Genomic DNA, 20,809 nt, shown 5'->3' on the forward strand with positions numbered 1-20,809 from the left:
GCGGCGCAAGCGTAACGGGCGCCATGCACGTCGCGCGCATCACTCGTATCACGCACATCGCGCACATCGCGACTGGGCAGCGACGCGCGGCACACGATCAGCGCCCCAGCGCCCGCGCGGTCTGGCCGCCGATCCCGAAGTCGGTGTTCGGGATGTCCTTGATGATCACGCGCGTCGCCTGCAACGGCGCATCGAGCACGTTCGCGCCGGCGTCCGACAGCGCCGCGATCAACGCGCGTTTCTGCTCTTCGGTGCGGCCGGCGATCAGGATCGCGACGATCACCGGCAGCGACGGCGGTGCGCCATCGGCGGCCGTGCGGCCGCCAAGGCCGATGTGCGTGGCGGGCAATTCGGTGAGCAGTACGCGCACCGATTCGAGCGGTGCGCCGATCGCGTCGACGGTCGCGCTGCTGAGCCGCGCGATCAGCTCGGCCTTGCGCGCGTCGTCGTGGCCGGCCGGCAGAAAAACTTCGAGTGTGGGCATGGTCGTCCGGAAAGGTGAAGGTGACCGGTTCACCGTTGCAGATTCGGCGGCGAACCGGCGGCCGCTTACAGAAGGAAGCCGATCGCGCTGAGCGCTTCGGTCGAGTCGATCAGCCGCACGACCTTCTCCGCGATCCGCATTTCGCCGTCCGCGTCGATGTGCAGCTTGTGCGCGACGTCCGCCGCGAACAGCGTCGCGACGCCGCGCTTGTACGCGACGACGACCTGCGCGGATTTCAGCTCGACCATGCCGGCGCTGCTGCTCTCCAGCGTGAAGCGCGACACGGTACGCACCGTGCGCGCCGCGTCGGTCGCCGACGCCGAGTAACCGGACAGCATCCGCTGCACGCGCTTCTCGCGCATGTCCTGGTCGTCGAACACGTAGTTGAGCGTCGCCGCGAAGTCGGTGGTGTCGGGATCGATCGGCACCACGTAGTGACCGGCCGGATCCCACAGGTCGAGCCATGCGCGATAGTCGCGGCGGTCGAGCAGCTCGGCTTCGCGCCACACGAATTCGACCGCGCGGGCGAAGGTCTGCTCGGAAAAGAGGGCGTTGCGGTCGTCCATTACTGTTGCTCCATCATCTTGCGCCATTGCTGATAGGCCTCGCGCATGCCCGTCTCGTCGGTCGCATGCGCGGTCTTTTCGCCGTTCGCGGCGGTCGTCTCGCGGTTCAGCCCGCGGTTCACGAGGATCGGCACGTCCGGCCCCGCATGCGCGCCGCGCTGCACGCGCTCCCACGCTTCCGCGTCATCGGGGCTGCCGAAGCCGAACGGGCCCTGGAAATGCTCGTGAATCCGCAGCCGCTCGCGATTCGCTTCGTCCGGGCCGCCATCCATCGCGAGCGCGACGTGACGGATCTCGGTTTCGTTCGCGGAGATCGGCCGCAGCACGCGGAAGAACGCCATCGACAGCGCGAGGTTCGGAAACAGGTTCAGGTTGAAGCCGACCCCCATCAGCGAGCGCACGATGCGGCGCACTTCGTCCGGCGTATGGCGCTCGGCGAGCTTCGCCGCGAGCGGCGCGAAGCGTTCGGGCAGCGGCGCGCCGTCGTCCTGGTCGAGATCGATCAGCTCGGGCATCAGCACCGCGAGGCTGTGACCGTTGCCGAGCCCGCGACAGAAGGCGTCCTCGCTCGTCATGAAGCTCGTGATCGCGGCCGCCGTTTCGTCGTCGATCGACTTCATCCACGACTTGTGCACGACGGGGAAGTGATAGAGGTCGGTCGTGTTCTCGAGCTGGATCTTCCAGTTGCCCTTGAACTTGAACTTGTGCTCGCCGTTCGCCTTGATCGGGTAGCCGGCACCCTGTTTCATGAACAGGTCGATCCACGGCTTCGCGCCGCCGAGGAAATCCTCGAGCGGTTCGATGGCGTCGTTGAAGCTCGCGAAGATCAACCCCTGGTACACGCCCACGCGCAGCTTCACGAGCGGCAGGTCGCCTTTCTCGCACACGCCTTCGTAGCCGTCGCCGTACGGCAGCGCGCGCAGCGTGCCGTCGAGCGCGTACGACCAGCTGTGATACGGGCACGTGAAGCCCTTCGCGTTGCCCTTGTGCGATTCGCACACGGTCGCGCCGCGGTGGCGACAGCGGTTCTGCAGCACGTTGATCTCGCCGGTCCTGTCGCGCACGACGATCACCGGCTGGCGGCCGATCGTCGTCGTGACGAAGTCGCCCGGGTTCGGCAGCTCGCTCTCGTGCGCGACCCAGATCCAGGTGCGGTAGAAGATGCGGTCGAGTTCGGCCTCGAACAGCGCGGGGTCGTGATACATCGCGGGCGCGATGCGGTCGGGCTGCGCGAAGCCGCGCAACGCGCGGGTGTCGATCGTCTGGGTGGGAATGTCGCTCATCGTCGTCGTGGGGAAAGAGTCGCGAAATCGGGCCGCGTCGCGCGCGGCATCGGGTACCCAGTCTCGTCTTCCGCTACATATCCGTCAAATTGATCTAAAATTGCCAATCAAATAAATGCGGCAAATGATGGAGGTCACGATGACATCGGTCGATCATCTCGATCTGAACCTGTTGCGGGTGTTCCAGGCGATCGTCGAGGAGCGCAGCCTGACCAAGGCCGGCGAGCGGCTCGCGCTGTCGCAGCCGGCCGTCAGCTACTCGCTCGGGCGGCTGCGCACGCTGTTCGACGATCCGCTGTTCGTGCGCACGCGCGCGGGGATGCAGCCGACGCCGGTCGCGCTCGAACTCGCGGGGATCGTCGGCAAGGCGCTCGACATGGTGCGCGTCGCGCTGCGCTATGCGGAACGTTTCGATCCGGCGTCGAGCACGCGCACGTTCCGGCTGTCGCTGTCGGATGCGGGCGAGATGGCGTACCTGCCGGCGATCTGCCAGGCGCTGCGCGAACGCGCGCCGCGCGTGACGCTCAGCGTGCAGCCGCTGCCGGTGGAGGAAATCGAGGAGGCGCTGCGCGCGAGCCGGCTGGATTTCGCGATCGGCAACCTGCCGGAGCTGATGCCGCGCACGCGCCACCAGTTGCTGTTCGAGGAAACCTACGTGTGCATGACGGGGCGCCGGCGCGGGCTGCCGGCCGGTGCGGCGCTGAGCCTCGAGCAGTTCGTGCGCGCCGCGCACGTCAACGTGAAATCGGTCGAGCACAGCCACCACGCGCTCGACGACGCGTTGCGCGCGCAGGGCGTGGGCCGCAACATCGCGCTCGAAGTGCCGCACTTCGTCGCGCTGCCGAGCGTGCTGTCGGTCACCGATCTCTATGCGACGCTGCCGAAGCGGCTCGCGCGGATCCTGAACCGCGACAACGCGTTCCGGCTCTACGAACTGCCGGTCACGCTGCCGCCCGCGCCGGTCACGATGCACTGGCACGAGCATTTTCACGAGGACGAGGGGATCGCGTGGATGCGCGCGCTGCTCGCTGAGATCGTCGAGCGGTTCGACGCGTGACGGCGGGGCGGCGTGCTGGGGCGGCTCTGCGAGTCGCCAGCGCATCGGCGCATTGGTCGATCAGTCGATCAGCGCCGCAGCACGTCAGCGCCCGCCGCGCCGCAGCACGTCAGCACCTCAGCACCTCGGCACCTCAGCACCTCAGCACCTCAGCACCTCAGCACCTCAGCGCCCGCCGCGCATCACAGATCGAGAACGAGCACCGCCGAGCGCGCCCGCGACACGCAGCAGCAGATCACCGTGTTGCTCGCGCGCTCGGCCTTGCTGAGGCAGTGGTCGCGATGATCGGGCTCGCCGTCGAGCACCGGCACCATGCAGGTGCCGCACACGCCTTCGCCGCATGACGTATCGACCTCGACGCCGATGCGCGCGAGCGCGTCGACGATCGACGTGCCGGGTGCGACGTGCACCGCTTGACCGCTGCGCTGCAGGCGCACTTCGAACCCTTCCGCCGGGGCGGCGTCGACAGCGGCGTCGGCCGCGACGGGTTCCGCCGCGAAGCGTTCGAGATGAATCGCGTCTTCCGGAAGCCGCGTGGCCGCCGCCGCGACGACGGCATCCATGAACGGCCCCGGCCCGCACGTATAGACGTGCGCTTTCGCGTCGATCGACTCGACGCAGCGGCCCAGTTCGGCCGCGAGCGCATCGGGTGCGATCCCGTAATGGAAGGTCACGCGCGACGCGAACGGTTCGGCCGACAGTTCGTCGACGAAAGCCGCGTGTTCACGACTGCGCGCGAAGTAGTGCAACCGGTAACGCGCGCCGCGCTGCGCGAGCGCGTACGCCATCGACAGCAGCGGCGTGATGCCGATCCCGGCCGCGACCAGCACATGCTCGCTCGCGTCGTCCGCCAGACGAAACAGGTTGCGCGGCGCGCCGATCGACAGCTCGGCACCGACGCGCACGTCGTCGTGCAGCGAGCGCGAGCCGCCGCGCGACTGCGCTTCCTTCTTCACCGCGAACAGGTAACTGCCGCGCTCGTCGGGGCGGCCGCACAGCGAGTATTGCCGTGTGACGCCGGACGGCGCGGTGACGTCGATATGGGCGCCCGGCTCGTACGCGTCGAACGGCTGGCCGTCGACGCGCGAGACCCGGAAACAGCGGATGTCCTGCGCCGCGTCGATCAGCGCGTCGATCCGGACCTGGTGGCGGTTCGCTTGCATGGGGTGTTCCGTGGGGTAGGAGAAACCGGCGCGGCTAGTGCAGCGCCGTCATGCAACCGAGAATAAGGACGGGCATCGCATAAATCAAATCGATAAAAAAGCGATACCAGAATCAGTGAGGTGGATGATGGTCGGCGACCAGCATGGCGGCCGCGGCGTCGACGATCGCGCAGGCGGTGCGCCGAACACGCGATCGCTGAACAGCGCGACTTCAGCGTGCGGCAACGGCGCTGCCGCCGTCGACGGCCGCGTCAGCCGAAGCCGACGCCGACGCTGACCACCGCGACTTCAGCGTGCGGTAGCGGCGCTGCCGCCGTCGACGGCTGCGTCAGCCGAAGCCGACGCCGACCAGCGCGACTTCAGCGTGCGGCAACGGCGCTGCCGCCGTCGACGGCCGCATCGGTCGAAGCCGACACCGACGCATGACCGCGTTCGCGCTCGAGGCTGCGTCGATACTGCCGGCAGCCGACGGCCAGCAACAACGCGGCGAGCGTGGCCGCCGCGACGTTCACGATCGACATCGAATGGCCGACCGCCGCCGGCGCGCCGAACACGCGATCGGTGAACAGCGCGACGACGGTCGTGCCGATCCCGAGCGCGATCAGGTTCGACACGAGCAGGAACAGCGCGGAGATCTGCGCGCGCATCTGGTTCGGCGCGAGCGTCTGCATCGCGGCGGTCGACGTCGGCATCGGGAACGACGCGAAGAACATCGCGACGACGAGCATCGCGAGCGATGCCGGCAGGCTGTCGAGCTGCGTGAACAGCGTCGCGGGGATTACCATGCACGCGGCGCCGATCGCGCCGGCGCGCATCGGCGCATCGCTGCGGCCGCGGCGCAGCAGCCAGTCGTTGAGCCAGCCGCCGCAGAACACGCCGGCGGTATTCGCGACGAGCAGCACGATGCCGAGCGTGTAGCCGGCTTCGACGGCCGTCATCCCGAAGCGGCGGATATAGAACGCGGGCGTCCAGCTCAGCAGGCAGTACAGCGTCATCGCGTAGAACGAGAAGCCGAGGTAGTGGCACGCGAAGGTCGCGCGATGCGTGCCGACGAAGCGCAGCGAATCGCGCATCGACACGCGCCGCACGGCGCCCGAGCGGTCCTGCGCGAGCCCCTTGCGCTGCGGGTCGCGCACGGTCGCGGCGAACAGCAGCGCGACGAGGATCCCCGGCAGCCCGACGATCAGGAACGTGACCTGCCACGCGTGCACCTGCCCGACGACCGGCAGCGTGAACGCGCTCGCATGCTTGAGCAGCGCGATCACGTAGCCGCCGATCAGGAACGCGACGCCGCCGCCGATGAACGAGCCGAGCGAATACACGGCGATCGCGCGGCCGAGCTTCTCCTTCGGGAAGTAGTCGGCGAGCATCGAATACGCGCCGGGCGACAGCGCGGCCTCGCCGACGCCGACCCCCATGCGCGCGACGAACATCTGCACGAACTGCTGACTGAGCCCGCACGCGGCGGTCGCGACGCTCCACAGCGCGATGCCGAGCGCGATGATGCGCGGGCGCGCGTAGCGGTCGGCGAGATACGCGACGGGCAGGCCCATCACCGCGTAGAACAGCGAGAACGCGAAGCCGTTGAGCAGGCTGAACTGCGTGTCGGTCAGGTGCAGGTCGCGCTTGATCGGTTCGATCATCAGGACGAGCACCTGGCGATCGACGAACGAAAAGACATACGCGAGCATGCAGATGACGACGACATACCATTCGTACGTATAGCGCTTGCCGTCGGCAGCGCGGGCCGTGGGTGCGGACATGCGGATTCTCCAGGAGCGGGCGGTGGAAAAGCGCGGCGCGGGCCTCGCGGGCCGGGTGCCGTCGCGGTGCGAAAGCGTGCGGGTGACACGATCGGAGACGCAGCGTAGTCGGCCAAATTCGGCCGCCATAGCCGGAGTGACAGCCGCGCCACACGGACATTTACCGACGCGGATAAAGAAAACACCGAGGCCGTGCGCGCGGGCCGCCGCGCGGCGCATGTGCGGCGGCGCGTACGCGCATCATGCGGCGCGTCTATAAGCGTTATAGAGCGCATTGCGTCGACGTCCGAAATTGTCGTTCCTAGACTCGGCCCGTTTTTGATCGGCAGCGTTCGCATCCGAATGCGAACGCGCTTCATGTCAAACGGCGCGTTGCCGACACGCGCCGGCATTTCCACGGGACGACCAAGATGAACCATTTGAACGGGCGGGCCGACCGGCTTGCCGTACCGCTTGCCACGCTGGCGGCCGCGCTCCTTGCGTGCGCATCGCTGCCGGCTGTCGCGCAATCGAGCGTGACGCTCTACGGCCGCATCGACACCGCGATCGAATATGCGAACGCCGGGCCGAACCACGTGACGCGCATGGGCAGCGGCAATCTGTGGGCGTCGCAGTGGGGGCTGAAGGGTGTCGAGGATCTCGGCGGCGGCTACGCGACGATCTTCAAGCTCGAGGACGGCTTCAACGCGGCGAGCGGCGCGCTGTCGAACGGCAGCGCGCTGTTCGGCCGCGAGGCGTGGGTCGGCATCACCGGGCCGTTCGGCGGCGTGCAGTTCGGCGAGCTCTACACGATCGTGCACACGACGCTCGTCACGTACAGCCTGCCCGGGCTCGGCGCGGGCCTCGCATGGGGCAACGCGACGAACAACTTCGTCGGCCCCGCGTTCCTGCGCGTGCGCAACTCGCTGCGCTACACGTCGCCGCGCTACGCGGGCTTCATGCTGCGCGCGATGGCCGCGCGTGGCACCAACGGCGCGGCCGGCCAGCCGGCGACGCTCGGCGACACGTACGGCGCGGGCCTCAACTACGTGCGCGGCGGGTTGTCGGTCGACGTCGACTACATGCAGCAGAAGTTCAGCCCGGTGGCGGCATCCTCGCTCGGCGTCACCAGTTCGGCCGCGAACGGCAACTACACGGTCGGCGCGATCTCGTACGACTTCAACGTCGTGAAGGTCGCCGCGCTGTACATGCGGCATCGCGGCGGCCCCGACGTCGCGACCGCGATCGACAGCCAGAGCGCGTATCCGCACAGCGACACGATGGAACTCAGCGCGACGGTGCCGATCGGGCGCGCGTCGCTGCTGCTGAGCATCGGCCACTACCGGAAGGTCGCCGACAGCGACGGCAATGCCGATTCGTACGGCATCCGCTTCGACTATCCGCTCTCGAAGCGCACGGTGCTGTACACGGGCGCCGCGATGGTGCGCAACGGCGCGCACGCGCGCTTCGTCGTCAATGGCGCGGCGGGCGGCGGCGTCGCGGTCGCGAAACCCGGCGCGACCGCCAGCTCGATCGTCGCGGGCATCCTCACGGCGTTCTGATCGCCGAGGTCGGCCTGCGCCCGCCCGCGTCGCTATGCGCAGGCGGGCGGCTGCGGCGCGAGCCATGCGTCGAACGGCGCCTGCCGGCCGATATCGAACAGCTCCAGCAGCAGCGCGCGCAGCCACCGATGGCCCGGGTCCGCATCGAAGCGCCGGTGCCAGTACGCGTTGACGGCCCATTCGCCGGCGCCCGCGATCTCGTACAGCGTGCACGGCTGGCGCGCCGCGAACGTGAGCGCGACGGTCTCCGGCAGGATCAGCGCGTAATCGCCGTGTTCGAGCAGCGCCGGCACCACCAGGAAGTCGGGCAGCGCCGCCCGCACGCGCGGCATCAGGCCGTGCCGCTCCAGCAGCTGCATCGATTGCGGATGCGCGGTCACCGCGACGAAGCGCAGCGCGTCCGGCGCGTCGCCGTCGAGCACGAAACCGCCGGGTAGCGCGAGGCGCTGCGCGGTGCGGCGCGGCATCAGCAGCACGCAGCGTTCGTGCAGCAGCGCGGTCCGCTGGAAATGGCTCGATGCATCCGCGAAATGACCGAGCGCGAAGTCGATGCGGCCCGATTCGAGCGCGACGTTGAGCTGGCATTCGTCGACATGCAGCGTCTCGATCACCGCGCCCGGCGCGCGTCGGTCGAATGCCGCGAGCAGCGTCGGCAGGAACGCGCTCGCCGCGAAGTCGCTCATATGCAGCCGGAACACGCGCTGGGTGCTGTCCGGCGCGAAGCGCGAGCCTTCGTCGAGCACGTCCTGCAGGATCGCGAGCGCCTTGTCGACCGATAGTGCGAGCCGTTGCGCGCGCGGCGTCGGCTCGACGCCGGTGCCGGTGCGCACGAACAGCGCGTCGCGAAACATCAGGCGCAGCCGGCCGAGCGCGTAGCTCACCGACGGCTGCGTGACGCCGAGCCGCAACCCTGCGCGGCCGACGTGCCGTTCTTCGTACACCGCGCGAAACGTCTTCAACAGGTTCAGGTCGAGGTCCTGCACGCGCAGGCCGTCGGGCGCGTCCGCGTCGTGCGCCGCGGGTTCGGGGCGGGCCGGCGGCCGGCCGGTGGCGGAGTGCGTCATGGTGCTTGCCTCGCGGTGACGGAAGGCAGGTGGCCGTAACGCCGCGCATACGCCTTCGCGAAATGGCCGAAGCCGTGAATGCCGTGCGCGATCAGCACGTCGGTCACGCTGCGCGCGTCGCCGCGCTGCAGCGCGGCGTGCACCGCGGCCAGCCGGCGCTCGCGCACGTAGGCGGCCGGCGTGGTGTTCAGGAACGCGCGGAACGCATGCTGGAGCGTGCGCGGCGCGACGCCCGCGACGGCCGCCAGCGCGGCGAGCGCGAGCGGGTCGCCCAGGTGCGCGTCGACGTGGTCGCACGCGCGGCGCACGTGCGCCGGCAGCGGCGGCGTGCCGCGCGCGAGCGCGGCACTGTACGAATGTGGCAGGTGCGTGAGCAGCAGCGCCATCAGCCACGCGGTGAGATCGGCGCCGAACGTCGTGATCGACGTGCCGATCCCCGGCTGCGCGCCGAGCCGGCACAGGTATTCGAAGGTCGGCAGCACGAGCGCCGCGCCCGCACCGTTGCCGCCGGCCGCGAGATCGAACTGCAGCGGCCGCGTGAGCGTCGTGTGCAGCATGTCCTGCAGCTTGCGCTCGAGTGCGCCGCGTTCGAGCCGCAGCACCAGGTTGCGGCAATCGGGGCTCGTGCTCAGGCGGCTCGCGAGCGCCGGCGACGACACAGTCAGCTGGCCCGGCCCGGCGCGTGCGACCACGTCGCCGGCCTGCAGCTCACATGCGCCCGACAGCGTCAGCCGGAACAGGAAATGCCCGGCATCGTCGCCGAACTCGATGCGCGTCTCGCGGCCGTAGCAGAGCTCGAGCAGTGCGCCGTGATGCAGTGGCACCTCGTACAGCTCCGCATGAAACGGATCGCGGCCGTGCGCGGCCATCCGGTGCGGCCCGAGCCGGTGCGCGACCGCGCGTTCGACTTCGTCGGGCGCATGCAGCGTGCCGAGCCGGTTCGGCGCATGTCGGGAAAGGGCGATATCCATGCGGTGGCCTCGTGTCGGATGGATGGATGCGACGTCGTGCGCATCGCCGCGATTGCGTTGCGCGAACGGGCGCGCCGTTGCGCGTTTTGAAGCGACGCGACGTGCGCCGCCGCGTAGTCTCGGCAACACTCACTCACCGGGAGACGACGATGAAGGTATGTGTACTGGGCGGCGGCCACGGCTGCCATGCGGCCGCGATCGACCTGTTCGAGAAGGGCCACGACGTGACGTGGTGGCGGCGCGACCGCGAACCGCATGCGCGGCTGCGCGAGCTCGGCGCGTTGCAGGTGACCGACTATCGCGGCAGGCGTGCCGTGCCGCTCGGCGACGCACCCGGCGCGATCCGCCTGAGCGACGATCTCGCGGCCGCGCTGCGCGGCGCGCGGCTCGTCGTGGTGCCGCTGCCGGCCGTCTCGCACGATGCGCTCGCCGCGCAGGTCGCGCCCCTGCTCGAGGACGACCAGGTCGTGTTCCTGCCGCCCGGCACGTTCGGCAGCGTCGTGTTCGCGCGTGCGGCGGCCGATGCCGGCAACCGCGCGCGCGTCGCTTTTGCCGAGACCGGCACGCTGCCGTACCTGGTACGCAAGCATGGCGACAACGCGGTCGTGATCAGCGCGTATGCGACGCGCCTGCCGACCGGCGTGTTTCCCGCGAACGCGGCGACCTGGGCGTTCGACGTGCTGCGCGCGGGCTACCCGTCGGTCGAGCCGGTCGAGGATGCGCTGTCCGGCGCGCTGATGAACGCGGGCCCGGTGATTCATCCGCCGCTGATCCTGATGAACGCCGGGCCGCTCGAACACTTCGACGCGTGGGACATCCACAACGAAGGCACGCAGCCGTCGATCCGCCGCGTGACGAATGCGCTCGATGCCGAACGCATCGCGGTGCGCGAGGCACTCGGCTACCGCGCGCCGCATTTCCCGCTGGCGGACCACTACGCGACCGACGGCGACGAATGGATGTACGGGCGCGGCGCGCACGGCAAGCTGACCGACAGCGGCGACTGGCGCGAGAAGATCGATTTGCGCACGCATCGCTACATGCTCGAGGACACCCGGCTCGGGCTGTCCTTCATCGTGTCGTGCGGGCGCTGGGCCGACGTGCCGACGCCCGTTGCGCAGGGGCTGCTGAGCGTCGCGTCGGCGGTGACCGGCCGCGACCTGTATGCGCAAGGGCGCACGCTGGAGGCGCTCGGCCTCGCCGCGCTGTCGCGTGACGCGATGCGCGCGCTGCTCGATGCGGGGTACGCCGCATGACGCCCGCCGCCGACGTGACGCGCGTGCACGTGCTCGGCGCGGGACGCATGGGGCAGGGGATCGCGCTCGTCTTTGCGTTCGCGGGCCTCGACGTGACGCTGATCGACTTCAAGCCGCGCGACGCGCAAGGCTGGCGCGTATTCGAGGATCGCACGCGCGGCGAGATCGCGCGGCCGCTGCATGCGCAGGTGGCACTCGGCCGGATCGATGGCGACCAGGCCGCGGCCGTCGTCGCCCGCATCGCGCTGGTCGCGCGTGAGGGCGCGGCGCCCGCCCTGCGCGACGCCGGCATCGTGTTCGAAGCGCTGCCCGAAGTGCTCGACGCGAAGGCCGACGCGCTGCGCTGGCTCGGCGCACATGTCGATGCGCGTGCAACGATCGCGTCGACGACGTCGACGTTCGTCGTCACCGAGTTGCAGCGCCATGTCGCGCATCCGGAACGGATGCTGAATGCGCACTGGCTGAACCCGGCGCTGCTGATGCCGCTCGTCGAGATCAGCCGCAGCGACGCGACCGATCAGCGGGTCGTAGACGCACTGGCCACGCTGCTCGAACGCGTCGGCAAGAAGCCGGTGATCTGCGGGCCGGCGCCCGGCTACATCGTGCCGCGCATCCAGGCGCTCGCGATGAACGAGGCGGCACGCATGGTGGAAGAGGGCGTCGCGAGCGCCGAGGACATCGACACGGCGATCCGCACCGGCTTCGGCCCGCGCTTCGCGGTGCTCGGGCTGCTCGAGTTCATCGACTGGGGCGGCTGCGACATCCTGTACTACGCGTCGACGTATCTCGCCGGCGAGATCGGCCCGCGCTTCGCGCCGGCCGACAGCGTCGTGCGCAACATGGCGGCCGGGCGCGACGGCGTGCGTAGCGGCGCCGGGTTCCACGACTATGCGCAGGTCGACGTGCCGGCCTACATGCGGCAGCGGCTCGGCGAATTCGCACGGCTGCTCGACCACCTGGGACTGGCGCCGGTGTTCGACGGCGCGCGGCGCAGCACGGACGCATAGGACGGTCGTCGCGGCCCGGTGCGATCGTGCAGCGCACGCGTGCATGCGGTACCGCAAACCGGTGTGTCGTTCGCCGGCCGGAAGCGTCGCGTGCGCGGCGGCTACGCTCATGCCGCGTCGCCGCGCGTGTCGGCAGCAGGCGCGCCGCGCGTCTCGCGCATCACGCACAGCGTCGCGACGGTCACGAGGCCGAGCGCCACGAGGAACAGCGACACGGGCCACGACGCGTGATAGCGCGCGAGCAGTGCGGTCGCGATCAGCGGCGACATGCCGCCCGCGAAGATCGACGCGACTTCATGGCCGAGCGCGACGCCCGAATAGCGCACCTCGGTGCTGACCAGCTCGCCGACCAGCGCGGGCAGCGTGCCGATCATCGCGCCGTGGCTCACCGCGGTGCCGACCGTCAGCGCGAGCCACACGAGCGGCGTCGCGCGCGTGTCGAGCAGCCAGAAGAACGGAAACGCGCACGCGACGAGGCTCAGCGCGCCGATCAGGTACACGGGCTTGCGGCCGATCCGGTCGGACAGCCGGCCCCACGCGAGCATCGCGCCCATTTCGACGATCATCGCGATCATCACGCCGGTCAGCATCACGCCGTTCGGGATGCCGACGTATTTGCCGTAGACGAGCGAGAACGCGAGGAAGATGTACGCACCGCCGTTTTCGGCGACGCGCAGCCCCATCGCGAGCAGGATTTCCTTCGGATGGCGGCGGATGCATTCGACGATCGGCAAGTGCGTGTGCGCGCCGCGCTTGCCGGCCTGCTCGTAGTCGCGGCTTTCCGGCAGGTGGCGGCGGATGTAGATGCCGATCGCGAAGATCGCGATGCTCGCGAGGAACGGCAGCCGCCAGCCCCAGGTGCGGAACGCGTCGTCGGGCAGCGCCTGGGCGGCGAGAAACGCGGCCGACGACAGCACGAAGCCGCCGCCGACGCCGAGCTGGCTCCACGCCGCGTAGTAGCCGCGCTGCTCGGGCGGCGCGTTCTCGCTGATCATCAGCACGCCGCCGCCCCATTCGCCGCCGGACGCGATGCCTTGCAGCAGCCGCAGCACGACGAGCGCCGCCGGCGCCCACAGGCCGACCTGCGCGTAGGTCGGCAGCAGGCCGATCGCGAACGTCGACGCGCCCATGATCAGCAGCGTCCATACGAGCGACGCCTTGCGGCCGTAGCGGTCGCCGACATGCCCGAACACGATCCCGCCGAGCGGCCGCGCGACGAAGCCGAGCGCGAACGCGGCGAACGCCGCGAGGCTGCCCGCGAGCGGCGACGCGCCGGGCGGAAAGAACACGTGGCCGAACACGAGCGCGGCGGCCGTGCCGTAGACGAAGAAGTCGTACCACTCCATCGCGTTGCCGGCGACGGAGGCGATGACGATGCGGCGAAGCTGCCGGTCGGCGAGCGGCCGGGCGGCGCTCGGGGATTGCATGGTGTCGGTCGGGTACATGGCGGACTCTGAAGGGGGCGGGTGCGTGCCGTCTCTGCGACGCATGCGGCACTGCGGGCTAGTGTTGTCGGCACCGCCGCCCCGGTCAAATCCGCAGAAAAAGGGGAGTGTCATCACTCCCGCAAATGATGGTCGCGGCGCGCACGGCCGTACCCGCGCGCGCCGGTGCCCGTCACCGCTCGATCTGCCGGTTCCAGCGCGTGTCCCACTGCGCGCGGCGGGCGTTGATCGCCGTCCAGTCGACCACCGTCAACTTGCGCACCAGGTCGTCGACGTTGCCGAGGCTTTGCTGCATCGTCGCGGGCATTTTCGCGAGGCGGTTGGTCGGGATCTGCTTGCCGGCTTCGGCCGCCTTCGTCTGCGCGGGTGCGGACAGCAGGAACTGCGCGAGCTTCTGGGCCAGTTGCGGATCCGGGTTGTTCGCGACCACGCACAGGTCGACGAGCAGCAGCACCGGGCCTTCCTTCGGGTTCGCATACGCGACCGGAATGCCCTTGTCCTGCAGGTCGCCGACACCGGTCGGCGTCAACGGGAACAGGCCGGCTTCGCCGGTCTGCACCATCTCGGAGATCTTTGCCGAGTTCGGGATGTACTCGACGACGTTCGGCCCGACCGTGCTCGCCCACTTGCTGAAGCCGGGCTCGACGTTCTGTTCGCTGCCGCCGAGCAGCCGGTTGATCGCGAGAAATCCGTGCAGCCCGAACGTGCTGCTCGACGCGGACTGGAACACGACCTTGCCCTTGTATTTCGGGTCGGCGAAATCCATCCACGACGTCGGCGGCGCCCAGCCTTTCTCCGCGAACAGTTTCTTGTTGTACGCGATGCCGGTCATGCCGAGCTGCACGCCGGCGCCGATGTCGTCCTTCATCCGCGCGAACGGATACAGCTCCTTCAGCACCGGCGAATCGTCGAGCTTCTGGCACACGCCGAGGCTGACCGCGCGCGCCATCACGCCGTCGTCGAGGAACGCGACGTGGATTTGCGGCTTGTTGCGGTTCGCGAGCAGCTTCGCGAGCACGTCCGACGACGTGCCGGGCACGACGACGACCTTCACGTTGTTCGCCTTCTCGAAGTCGGGCAGCACCTGGCTCGTATAGGCTTTTTCCATCGGGCCGCCGTTCATGCCGACGTAGATCGTCTTCGTTTGCGCGAAGGCGGGCGCGGGCACGCCGGCGCCTGCGATGCAGAGGGCGGCAGCCGCCGCGATCGTTCCGAGCAGTTTCATCGTTGGGTCTCCTCTTGACGGAAAGGGGCGGTCGGCGCGGCTTGGGGGAAGAAGCGGCCGATCGAGAATGCATCGAGTGGCGTGGCGGTTTCGCCGATTGTGACGAGCTCGGCGAGCACTTCGCCGACGCCCGGCGCGAGTAGGAAGCCACCGCCGGAAAAGCCGAACGCATGCAGCAGGTTCGGCGTGGTACGGCTAGCGCCGATGATCGGGTTGTGGTCGGGCGTGCAGCCTTCGACGCCGCTCCACGTGCGGATCAGCAGCGCGTCGCGCAATGCGGGCAGCAGCGCGCACGCATCGCGCATCACCGCGCGCGTCGTGTCGACCGACGGCTGGCCGAACTCGCCGTCGCCGCGGCCGCGCCCGCCGCCGATCACGCAGTTGCCGCGCGCGACCTGCCGCGCGTACACGCCGCCGCCGTACACGCCGAGGTTGTGCGTGATGAACGGCGGCAGCGGTTCGGTCACCCACATGTTCGGGTAGATCGGCTCCATCGGCACGGCTTCGCCGAAGCGCTCGGCGATCGTGTTCGCCCATGCGCCGGCCGAGTTGATCAGCCACGTCGAACTGAACGCACGGCCGCCCGCAACGACATGAAAACGCGTGCCGTCGTGCCGGGCGTCGTCGACCGGCGTGTGCTCGAACACGTCGGCACCCGCTGCGCGGGCCGCGCGCGCGAACGCGGGCGACACGACGCGCGGGTTCGCGTGCCCGTCGGTCGCGCACAGCGAGCCGCCGACCGCCGCGCGGCCGAGCCACGGGTAGCGGCGGCGGAACGCGTCGCCGCGCATCACCTGCAACGGCAAGCCGTGCTCGCCGGCAAGCGTCGCGTAGGCATCGAGCGCCTCGAGATCGGCGTCGCTGCGCGCGAGCCGCAAATGACCCGACACGACGAATTCGCCGTCGATGCCGAGCAGCTCGGGCAGGCGATCCCAGATGCGCCGCGCGCGCAGCGCGAGCGGCAGTTGTTCGACGGGGCGGCCCTGGCAGCGCACGCCGCCGTAGTTCACGCCGCTTGCCTGCGCGCCGCAGTCGCGGCGCTCGAACAGCGCGACGCGCAAGCCGTGCCGCGTGAGCGCCAGCGCAGCCGAAGCGCCGACGAGCCCGCCGCCGACGATCGCGACGTCGTAGTGACGGCGTTCACTCATCGCGTGCCTCGTCGGGAATCGCCGCGACATCGTCGCCCGCGAGTGCGGCGGAGATCGGGAACGGCTTCACCGGCGGTTGCGCGCGCAACCGGCCGACGTCCGCGAGCGCGCGGCCGGTTTCCGCGGCGAGCACGAGTGCGGTCGCGTCGCCGCACATCCGGCCCTGGCAGCGGCCCATCCCGGCGCGTGTCAGCGCCTTCAGCCGGTTCAGCTCGGTCGCTTCGCCACCGCGGATGCAGCGTCGCAGCGTACCCGCGTCGATTTCCTCGCAGCGGCACACGATCGTGTCGTCCGGGCAGCGCGCGGCGAGTGCGGCGGGCGGCGCGAACGCCGCTTCGAGGCCGGCACGGAACGCGCCGAGCCGGGCGAGCGTGCGATCGAGCGTCGCTACATCGGGCTTGCCGGCCAGCGACGGCGACGACGACGGCATCGCGATTCCCGCATCCGCGAGCAGCGCGAGCGCCGCGCGTCGCCCGGACGCCTCGGCCGCGTCGGCGCCTGCGATGCCGGCACCGTCGCCCGCCACGTAGATGCCGCGCACCGACGTGCGGCCGGCCGCATCGCGTTCGGGCAGCCATGCGCGGTTGAGCGGATCGAAACGGAACCGGCAGCCGGCGAGATCCGCGAGCTGGGTCTCGGAACGCAGCCCGAAGCCGAGGCCGAGCGCATCGCAGTTGAGCATCCGCGGCGGCGCGTCGCCGCCGGCCGCGCGCCATGCGAGGCCCGTTACGTGCCGCTCGCCGAGCACGCGCTCGAGCGTGACGCCGGTTTCGATCGCGACGCCGTGCGCGCGCAGCCAGCCGATGTAGTACAGCCCCTTCGCGAATGTGGACGGCATGCGCAGCAGGGCGGGCGTCGCGGCAGCCTGCCGGCGCAGCGGGCTCGTGTCGAGCACGGCCGCGACCTGCGCGCCGGCCTTCGCGTACTGATAGGCGACGAGATACAGCAACGGCCCCGTGCCCGCGAACACGATGCGGCTGCCGATCGCGCAGCCCTGCGCCTTCAGCGCGACCTGCGCGCCGCCGAGCGTATAGACGCCCGCGAGCGTCCACCCCGGTACCGGCAGCATGCGATCGGTCGCGCCGCTCGCGACGATCAGGTGCGAGAACGGCACGGTCGTTTCGCGGCCGTCCTGCAGCGTGTCGACGCGGCCCGCGCCGCACGCCCAGGCGAGCGTGTCCGGCCGATAGTCGATGTGCGGCAGCAACGCGGCCATCGTGCGGTGCACGGCATCGGCCTTCGCGGCCTCGAAGCCGTACAGCACGCGCTTGCCGCGCGCGAACGCGCCGTCGGCCGGCGGCTGGCGATAGATCTGCCCGCCCCAGCGCGCGTTCTCGTCGATCACGACGGGGCGCAGCCCCGCGTCGACCAGCGCCTCGGCCGCGCGCACGCCGGCCGGCCCCGCGCCGACGATCACCGGCCGCAGTGCGTCGCTCATGATGCGTCTCCGGCCGTGTCAGGCTGCGCGCCGGTGAGAATCCGCATGCCATTGGCGATCGGCGTCGAGCAGGCGCGCACGCGGGCACCGGCCTCGGTGCGGACCCAGCAGTCCTGGCACGCGCCGATCAGGCAGAAGCCCGCGCGCGGCTTGCCGCTGAATTCGCTCACGCGCACGCGGCGCTGCGCGACGAGGATCGCGGTGAGCACGGTGTCGCCGGCGAGCGCGTGCGCGGGCCGGCCGTCGAGCGTGAACGCGACGGCGGCGCGCTCGCGTTCGGCGACGCGCACGAATTGCGCACCGTCGTCCGCGTTGTCGGTGGAGCGAGAAACGAATGTCGTCATCAGTGTTGGCCGATCAGGATGCGGTTCAGGCCGTACACGCGATCGAGCAGCAGCATCGCGGCGGCGGTGATGAAGATGACCAGCGCCGATACCGACGCCATCATCGGATCGATCGATTCGGTCGCATACATGTACATGCGCACCGGCAGCGTGACTGTCTGCGGCGACGTGACGAAGATCGACATCGTCAGTTCATCGAAGCTGTTGATGAACGCGAGCAGCCAGCCGCCGGTGATGCCAGGCAGGATCATCGGCAGCGTGATGCGGCGGAACGTCGTCCACGGGTCGGCGCCGAGCGAGCACGCGGCCTGCTCGATGCTGCGGTCGAGGCCCGCGACGGACGCGAGCACGAGCCGCATCACGAACGGCGTGATGACGATCATGTGTGCGAGCACCAGCCACGCGAATGAGCCGGTCGCGCCGATCAGCGCGAAGAAGCGCAGCAGCGCGATGCCGAGCACGAGGCCGGGAATCACGAGCGGCGACAGCAACAGGCCGTTCAGGAACGCGCGGCCGGGAAAGGTCGCGCGGCCGATCGCGAGCCCGGCGGGCAACGCGATCGCGAGCGACAGCGTCGCCGACGCGAATGCGAGCTTCACGCTGTTGGCGAACGCGGTGACGAAGTCCGGATAGTCGAGGATCGCGCGGAACCAGCGCAGCGACATCCCGTGCGTCGGCAGCGTCAGCGTTTCGTCGGGCGTGAACGCGACCAGCACGACGATCGCGAGCGGCGCGAGCACGAACAGGATCACGAGCGTATGGAACGCCAGCGCAATGGGGCCGTTCTTTCTCATCGGGAAGCGCCTCCGAGGCTGCGCGCGTAGCGGCGTTCGAGCACGCGGTAGTAGGTGAGCATCACGACGAGGTTCGCGACCAGCAACAGCACCGCGATCGTCGCGCCGAGCGGCCAGTTCAGCGAGCCGAGGAATTCGTCGTAGACGGCGGTCGCCGCGACCTTCAGGCGGCGTCCGCCGAGCAGGCCGGGAATCGCGAAGGCGCTCGCCGACAGCCCGAACACCATCAGGCTGCCCGACAGCACGCCCGGCATCAGCTGCGGCACGACGATGCGGCGCAGCGTCGTGAACGGCGACGCGCCGAGCGACAGCGCCGCGTGCTCGGTCTGCGGATCGAGCCGCTGCAGTGCCGTCCAGACGGGAATCACCATGAACGGCAGCATCACGTGGACGAGCGCGATCACGATCGCGAACGTTGTGTATTCCAGCTTGTACGGCCCGAGGCCGACGAGCCCGAGTGCCTGGTTGACGAGCCCGCTCGTGTTCAGCAGCATGCTCCAGCCGAACGCGCGCACGACGACCGACACGAGCAGCGGAGCAAGGATGACGAGCAGGAACAGCGAGCGCCACGGATCGCGCATCTTCGACAGCACGTACGCTTCGGGTGTGCCGATCGCGACGCAGATCGCGGTGGTCAGCGCGGCGATGCCGAACGTGCGCGCGAAGATCGTGTGGAAGTACGACGAGCCGAGCACCTCCGCGTAGTTGCCGAGCTGGAAGGCGGCGATCGGGCCGGTGGCCGGGTCGTAACGGTAGAACGTGAGCGCGAAGGTCATCGCGAGCGGCACGAGCACGAGCGCCGCGAACAGTGCGAACGCGGGCGCGCACATCAGCCACAGCGGCGCGTGCGCACGCCACGTCGCGCGCAGCGCAACGCCGCCGGTGCGAAGCGGAACGGCGTCGGCCGCGTTGGCCGCCGCGGTCGCGGTCGCGCCCGATGGCGCGAGCCCGGCCGGCGCGCCGTCGGTCGAAAGCGGACGGGTAGGCTGTCGCATTCAGGCCTCCCGGCGCATCACGCGCACCGCGTCGCTGTGCCAGTCGACGCCGACCGGCGCGCCTTCCGCGAGCGGCTCCGCGCCTTCGTTCTGGCAGCACACGAGCACTTCGCCGAGCGCGCTGTCGACGCGGTACAGCCACTGGCTGCCGAGGAAGAAGCGGCTCGTGACGGTCGCGGCGAAGCGGCCCGCGCCGGGTGCGCACAGTCGTAGCTTCTCGGGACGGATGCACACCGACACGGCATCGCCGATGCGCACGTCGCGCTCGCGCGCCGGTAGGTGCACGGTGCGGCCGGTCTCCGCGAGATCGTGGCCGAGATCGATGCGGATCGCGTCGCCGTCGTGCGCGACGATCGTGCCGGGCAGCAGGTTCGCCTTGCCGATGAACTGCGACACGAAGTGGTTCTCCGGGCGTTCGTACGCGCGGTACGGCGTGTCCGTCTGCGTGATGCGGCCGGCTTCCATCACGACCACGCGATCGCTGATCGACAGCGCTTCCGATTGATCATGCGTGACCATGATCGTCGTCGTGCCGATCTTGCGCTGGATCGCGCGCAGTTCGAACTGCATCTCTTCGCGCAGCTTCGCGTCGAGGTTCGACATCGGCTCGTCGAGCAGCAGCACCGGCGGCTCGATCACCACGGCGCGCGCGATCGCGACGCGCTGCCGCTGCCCGCCGGACAATTCACGCGGAAAGCGGTGCGCGAGCGCATCGAGCCGTACGAGCGCGAGCGCCGCGCGGATGCGCTCGGCGCGCTCCGCCTTGTCGACGCCGCGCATGTCGAGCCCGAAGCCGACGTTCTCCGCGACGCTCATGTGCGGAAACAGCGCATAGCTCTGGAACACGATGCCGAGCCCGCGGCGGTTCGGCTTCATGTGCGTGATGTCCTGCCCGTCGAGCGCGATGCGGCCGCGGGTGACGTCGACGAAGCCGGCGATCATCTGCAGCGTCGTGGTCTTGCCGCAGCCCGACGGCCCGAGCAGCGACACGAATTCGCCTTGTTCGACCGACAGGTTGACGTCGGCGACGGCGGTGAGCGCGCCGAACGATTTCGTCAGATCCGTAAGCGTGAGAAACGACATGGAGCACTCCGGGTTCGCACACCGCATGGCCGGTGCGTCATTGACGCGGACTCTAGCCAGCCATATTTCGGAGCGTCAATTTGGAATTCTGCTCAACGAGATGAATTTCAGAAAAATTCCAGTGAACGGAATGCTTTGCCGAGTCGCCGGCAAATCGTTCCGTTGAATGAAGGGCGGGCAGG

The 20,809-nt window shown here is 69.8% G+C and carries 19 protein-coding genes; 4 read left to right on the plus strand and 15 right to left on the minus strand.

Annotation, left to right across the window (positions count from 1 at the left end):
• Nucleotides 1-97: 97 nt before the first annotated feature.
• The 3 genes from U4Z31_RS19495 to U4Z31_RS19505 all read right to left on the minus strand — a co-directional run bounded on the left by U4Z31_RS19495 (nt 98) and on the right by U4Z31_RS19505 (nt 2,333).
• Nucleotides 98-484, minus strand: coding sequence for a tautomerase family protein (locus tag U4Z31_RS19495; protein WP_321811119.1), 387 nt, complete (start codon nt 482-484; stop codon nt 98-100).
• 65 nt (nt 485-549) lie between these two features.
• Nucleotides 550-1,050 carry an aromatic-ring-hydroxylating dioxygenase subunit beta gene (locus U4Z31_RS19500; protein ID WP_321811120.1) on the minus strand — a complete coding sequence of 167 codons (501 nt, stop codon included), beginning with the start codon at nt 1,048-1,050 and terminating at the stop codon, nt 550-552.
• A complete protein-coding gene (locus U4Z31_RS19505) occupies nt 1,050-2,333 on the minus strand; it encodes an aromatic ring-hydroxylating dioxygenase subunit alpha (protein ID WP_321811121.1) in 1,284 nt (427 codons plus the stop codon). The genes U4Z31_RS19500 and U4Z31_RS19505 overlap by 1 nt, the downstream gene beginning before the upstream one ends.
• Nucleotides 2,334-2,472: 139 nt before the next feature.
• Here U4Z31_RS19505 and U4Z31_RS19510 point away from each other — a divergent pair, with 139 nt between their 5' ends.
• Entirely contained in the window at nt 2,473-3,390 is a 918-nt protein-coding gene (locus U4Z31_RS19510) for a LysR family transcriptional regulator (RefSeq protein ID WP_321796525.1), read from the plus strand.
• Nucleotides 3,391-3,572: 182 nt separating this feature from the next.
• Here the strand turns inward: U4Z31_RS19510 and U4Z31_RS19515 are convergent, their stop codons facing one another.
• Entirely contained in the window at nt 3,573-4,553 is a 981-nt protein-coding gene (locus U4Z31_RS19515) for a PDR/VanB family oxidoreductase (RefSeq protein WP_321811122.1), read from the minus strand.
• A gap of 359 nt (nt 4,554-4,912) precedes the next feature.
• Nucleotides 4,913-6,316, minus strand: coding sequence for an MFS transporter (locus U4Z31_RS19520; RefSeq protein WP_321811123.1), 1,404 nt, complete (start codon nt 6,314-6,316; stop codon nt 4,913-4,915).
• Nucleotides 6,317-6,726: 410 nt separating this feature from the next.
• Here U4Z31_RS19520 and U4Z31_RS19525 point away from each other — a divergent pair, with 410 nt between their 5' ends.
• Nucleotides 6,727-7,857 (plus strand): porin, encoded by a 1,131-nt coding sequence (locus tag U4Z31_RS19525; protein WP_321811124.1) that lies wholly within the window; start codon nt 6,727-6,729, stop codon nt 7,855-7,857.
• 32 nt (nt 7,858-7,889) lie between these two features.
• On the opposite strand, the gene U4Z31_RS19530 is transcribed toward U4Z31_RS19525, so the two are convergent.
• Both U4Z31_RS19530 and U4Z31_RS19535 read right to left on the minus strand, forming a co-directional pair.
• On the minus strand, nt 7,890-8,921 hold the full coding sequence (locus U4Z31_RS19530; protein WP_044845355.1) for a LysR family transcriptional regulator: 1,032 nt from the start codon (nt 8,919-8,921) through the stop codon (nt 7,890-7,892).
• On the minus strand, nt 8,918-9,892 hold the full coding sequence (locus U4Z31_RS19535) for an AraC family transcriptional regulator (protein WP_124667045.1): 975 nt from the start codon (nt 9,890-9,892) through the stop codon (nt 8,918-8,920). The genes U4Z31_RS19530 and U4Z31_RS19535 overlap by 4 nt, the downstream gene beginning before the upstream one ends.
• 149 nt (nt 9,893-10,041) lie before the next feature.
• Here U4Z31_RS19535 and U4Z31_RS19540 point away from each other — a divergent pair, with 149 nt between their 5' ends.
• Nucleotides 10,042-11,148, plus strand: coding sequence for an NAD/NADP-dependent octopine/nopaline dehydrogenase family protein (locus U4Z31_RS19540; RefSeq protein ID WP_321811125.1), 1,107 nt, complete (start codon nt 10,042-10,044; stop codon nt 11,146-11,148).
• Nucleotides 11,145-12,155, plus strand: coding sequence for a 3-hydroxybutyryl-CoA dehydrogenase (locus tag U4Z31_RS19545; RefSeq protein WP_321811126.1), 1,011 nt, complete (start codon nt 11,145-11,147; stop codon nt 12,153-12,155). The genes U4Z31_RS19540 and U4Z31_RS19545 overlap by 4 nt, the downstream gene beginning before the upstream one ends.
• Nucleotides 12,156-12,262: 107 nt before the next feature.
• Here U4Z31_RS19545 and U4Z31_RS19550 read toward each other — a convergent pair whose 3' ends face one another.
• The 8 genes from U4Z31_RS19550 to U4Z31_RS19585 all read right to left on the minus strand — a co-directional run bounded on the left by U4Z31_RS19550 (nt 12,263) and on the right by U4Z31_RS19585 (nt 20,627).
• On the minus strand, nt 12,263-13,600 hold the full coding sequence (locus tag U4Z31_RS19550; RefSeq protein ID WP_321811127.1) for an MFS transporter: 1,338 nt from the start codon (nt 13,598-13,600) through the stop codon (nt 12,263-12,265).
• A gap of 172 nt (nt 13,601-13,772) precedes the next feature.
• Nucleotides 13,773-14,825: an ABC transporter substrate-binding protein gene (locus U4Z31_RS19555; RefSeq protein ID WP_321811128.1), complete on the minus strand. Its 1,053-nt coding sequence runs from the start codon at nt 14,823-14,825 to the stop codon at nt 13,773-13,775.
• A complete protein-coding gene (locus U4Z31_RS19560; protein ID WP_321811129.1) occupies nt 14,822-15,973 on the minus strand; it encodes an FAD-dependent oxidoreductase in 1,152 nt (383 codons plus the stop codon). Before U4Z31_RS19560 ends, U4Z31_RS19555 begins: the two co-directional genes overlap by 4 nt.
• Nucleotides 15,966-17,411: an NAD(P)/FAD-dependent oxidoreductase gene (locus U4Z31_RS19565; RefSeq protein WP_321811130.1), complete on the minus strand. Its 1,446-nt coding sequence runs from the start codon at nt 17,409-17,411 to the stop codon at nt 15,966-15,968. The genes U4Z31_RS19560 and U4Z31_RS19565 overlap by 8 nt, the downstream gene beginning before the upstream one ends.
• Nucleotides 17,408-17,755, minus strand: a complete 348-nt coding sequence (locus U4Z31_RS19570) for a (2Fe-2S)-binding protein (RefSeq protein WP_321811131.1) — start codon at nt 17,753-17,755, stop codon at nt 17,408-17,410. Before U4Z31_RS19570 ends, U4Z31_RS19565 begins: the two co-directional genes overlap by 4 nt.
• Complete coding sequence (locus tag U4Z31_RS19575; protein ID WP_321811132.1) at nt 17,755-18,549, minus strand: ABC transporter permease; 795 nt, start codon at nt 18,547-18,549, stop codon at nt 17,755-17,757. Before U4Z31_RS19575 ends, U4Z31_RS19570 begins: the two co-directional genes overlap by 1 nt.
• Nucleotides 18,546-19,544 (minus strand): ABC transporter permease, encoded by a 999-nt coding sequence (locus U4Z31_RS19580; RefSeq protein ID WP_321811133.1) that lies wholly within the window; start codon nt 19,542-19,544, stop codon nt 18,546-18,548. The genes U4Z31_RS19575 and U4Z31_RS19580 overlap by 4 nt, the downstream gene beginning before the upstream one ends.
• Nucleotides 19,545-20,627 (minus strand): ABC transporter ATP-binding protein, encoded by a 1,083-nt coding sequence (locus U4Z31_RS19585; protein ID WP_044845344.1) that lies wholly within the window; start codon nt 20,625-20,627, stop codon nt 19,545-19,547.
• Between the last annotated feature and the right edge of the window lie 182 nt (nt 20,628-20,809).

This window comes from Burkholderia sp. BCC1985 (genome assembly GCF_905339915.1).
GTDB lineage: Bacteria > Pseudomonadota > Gammaproteobacteria > Burkholderiales > Burkholderiaceae > Burkholderia.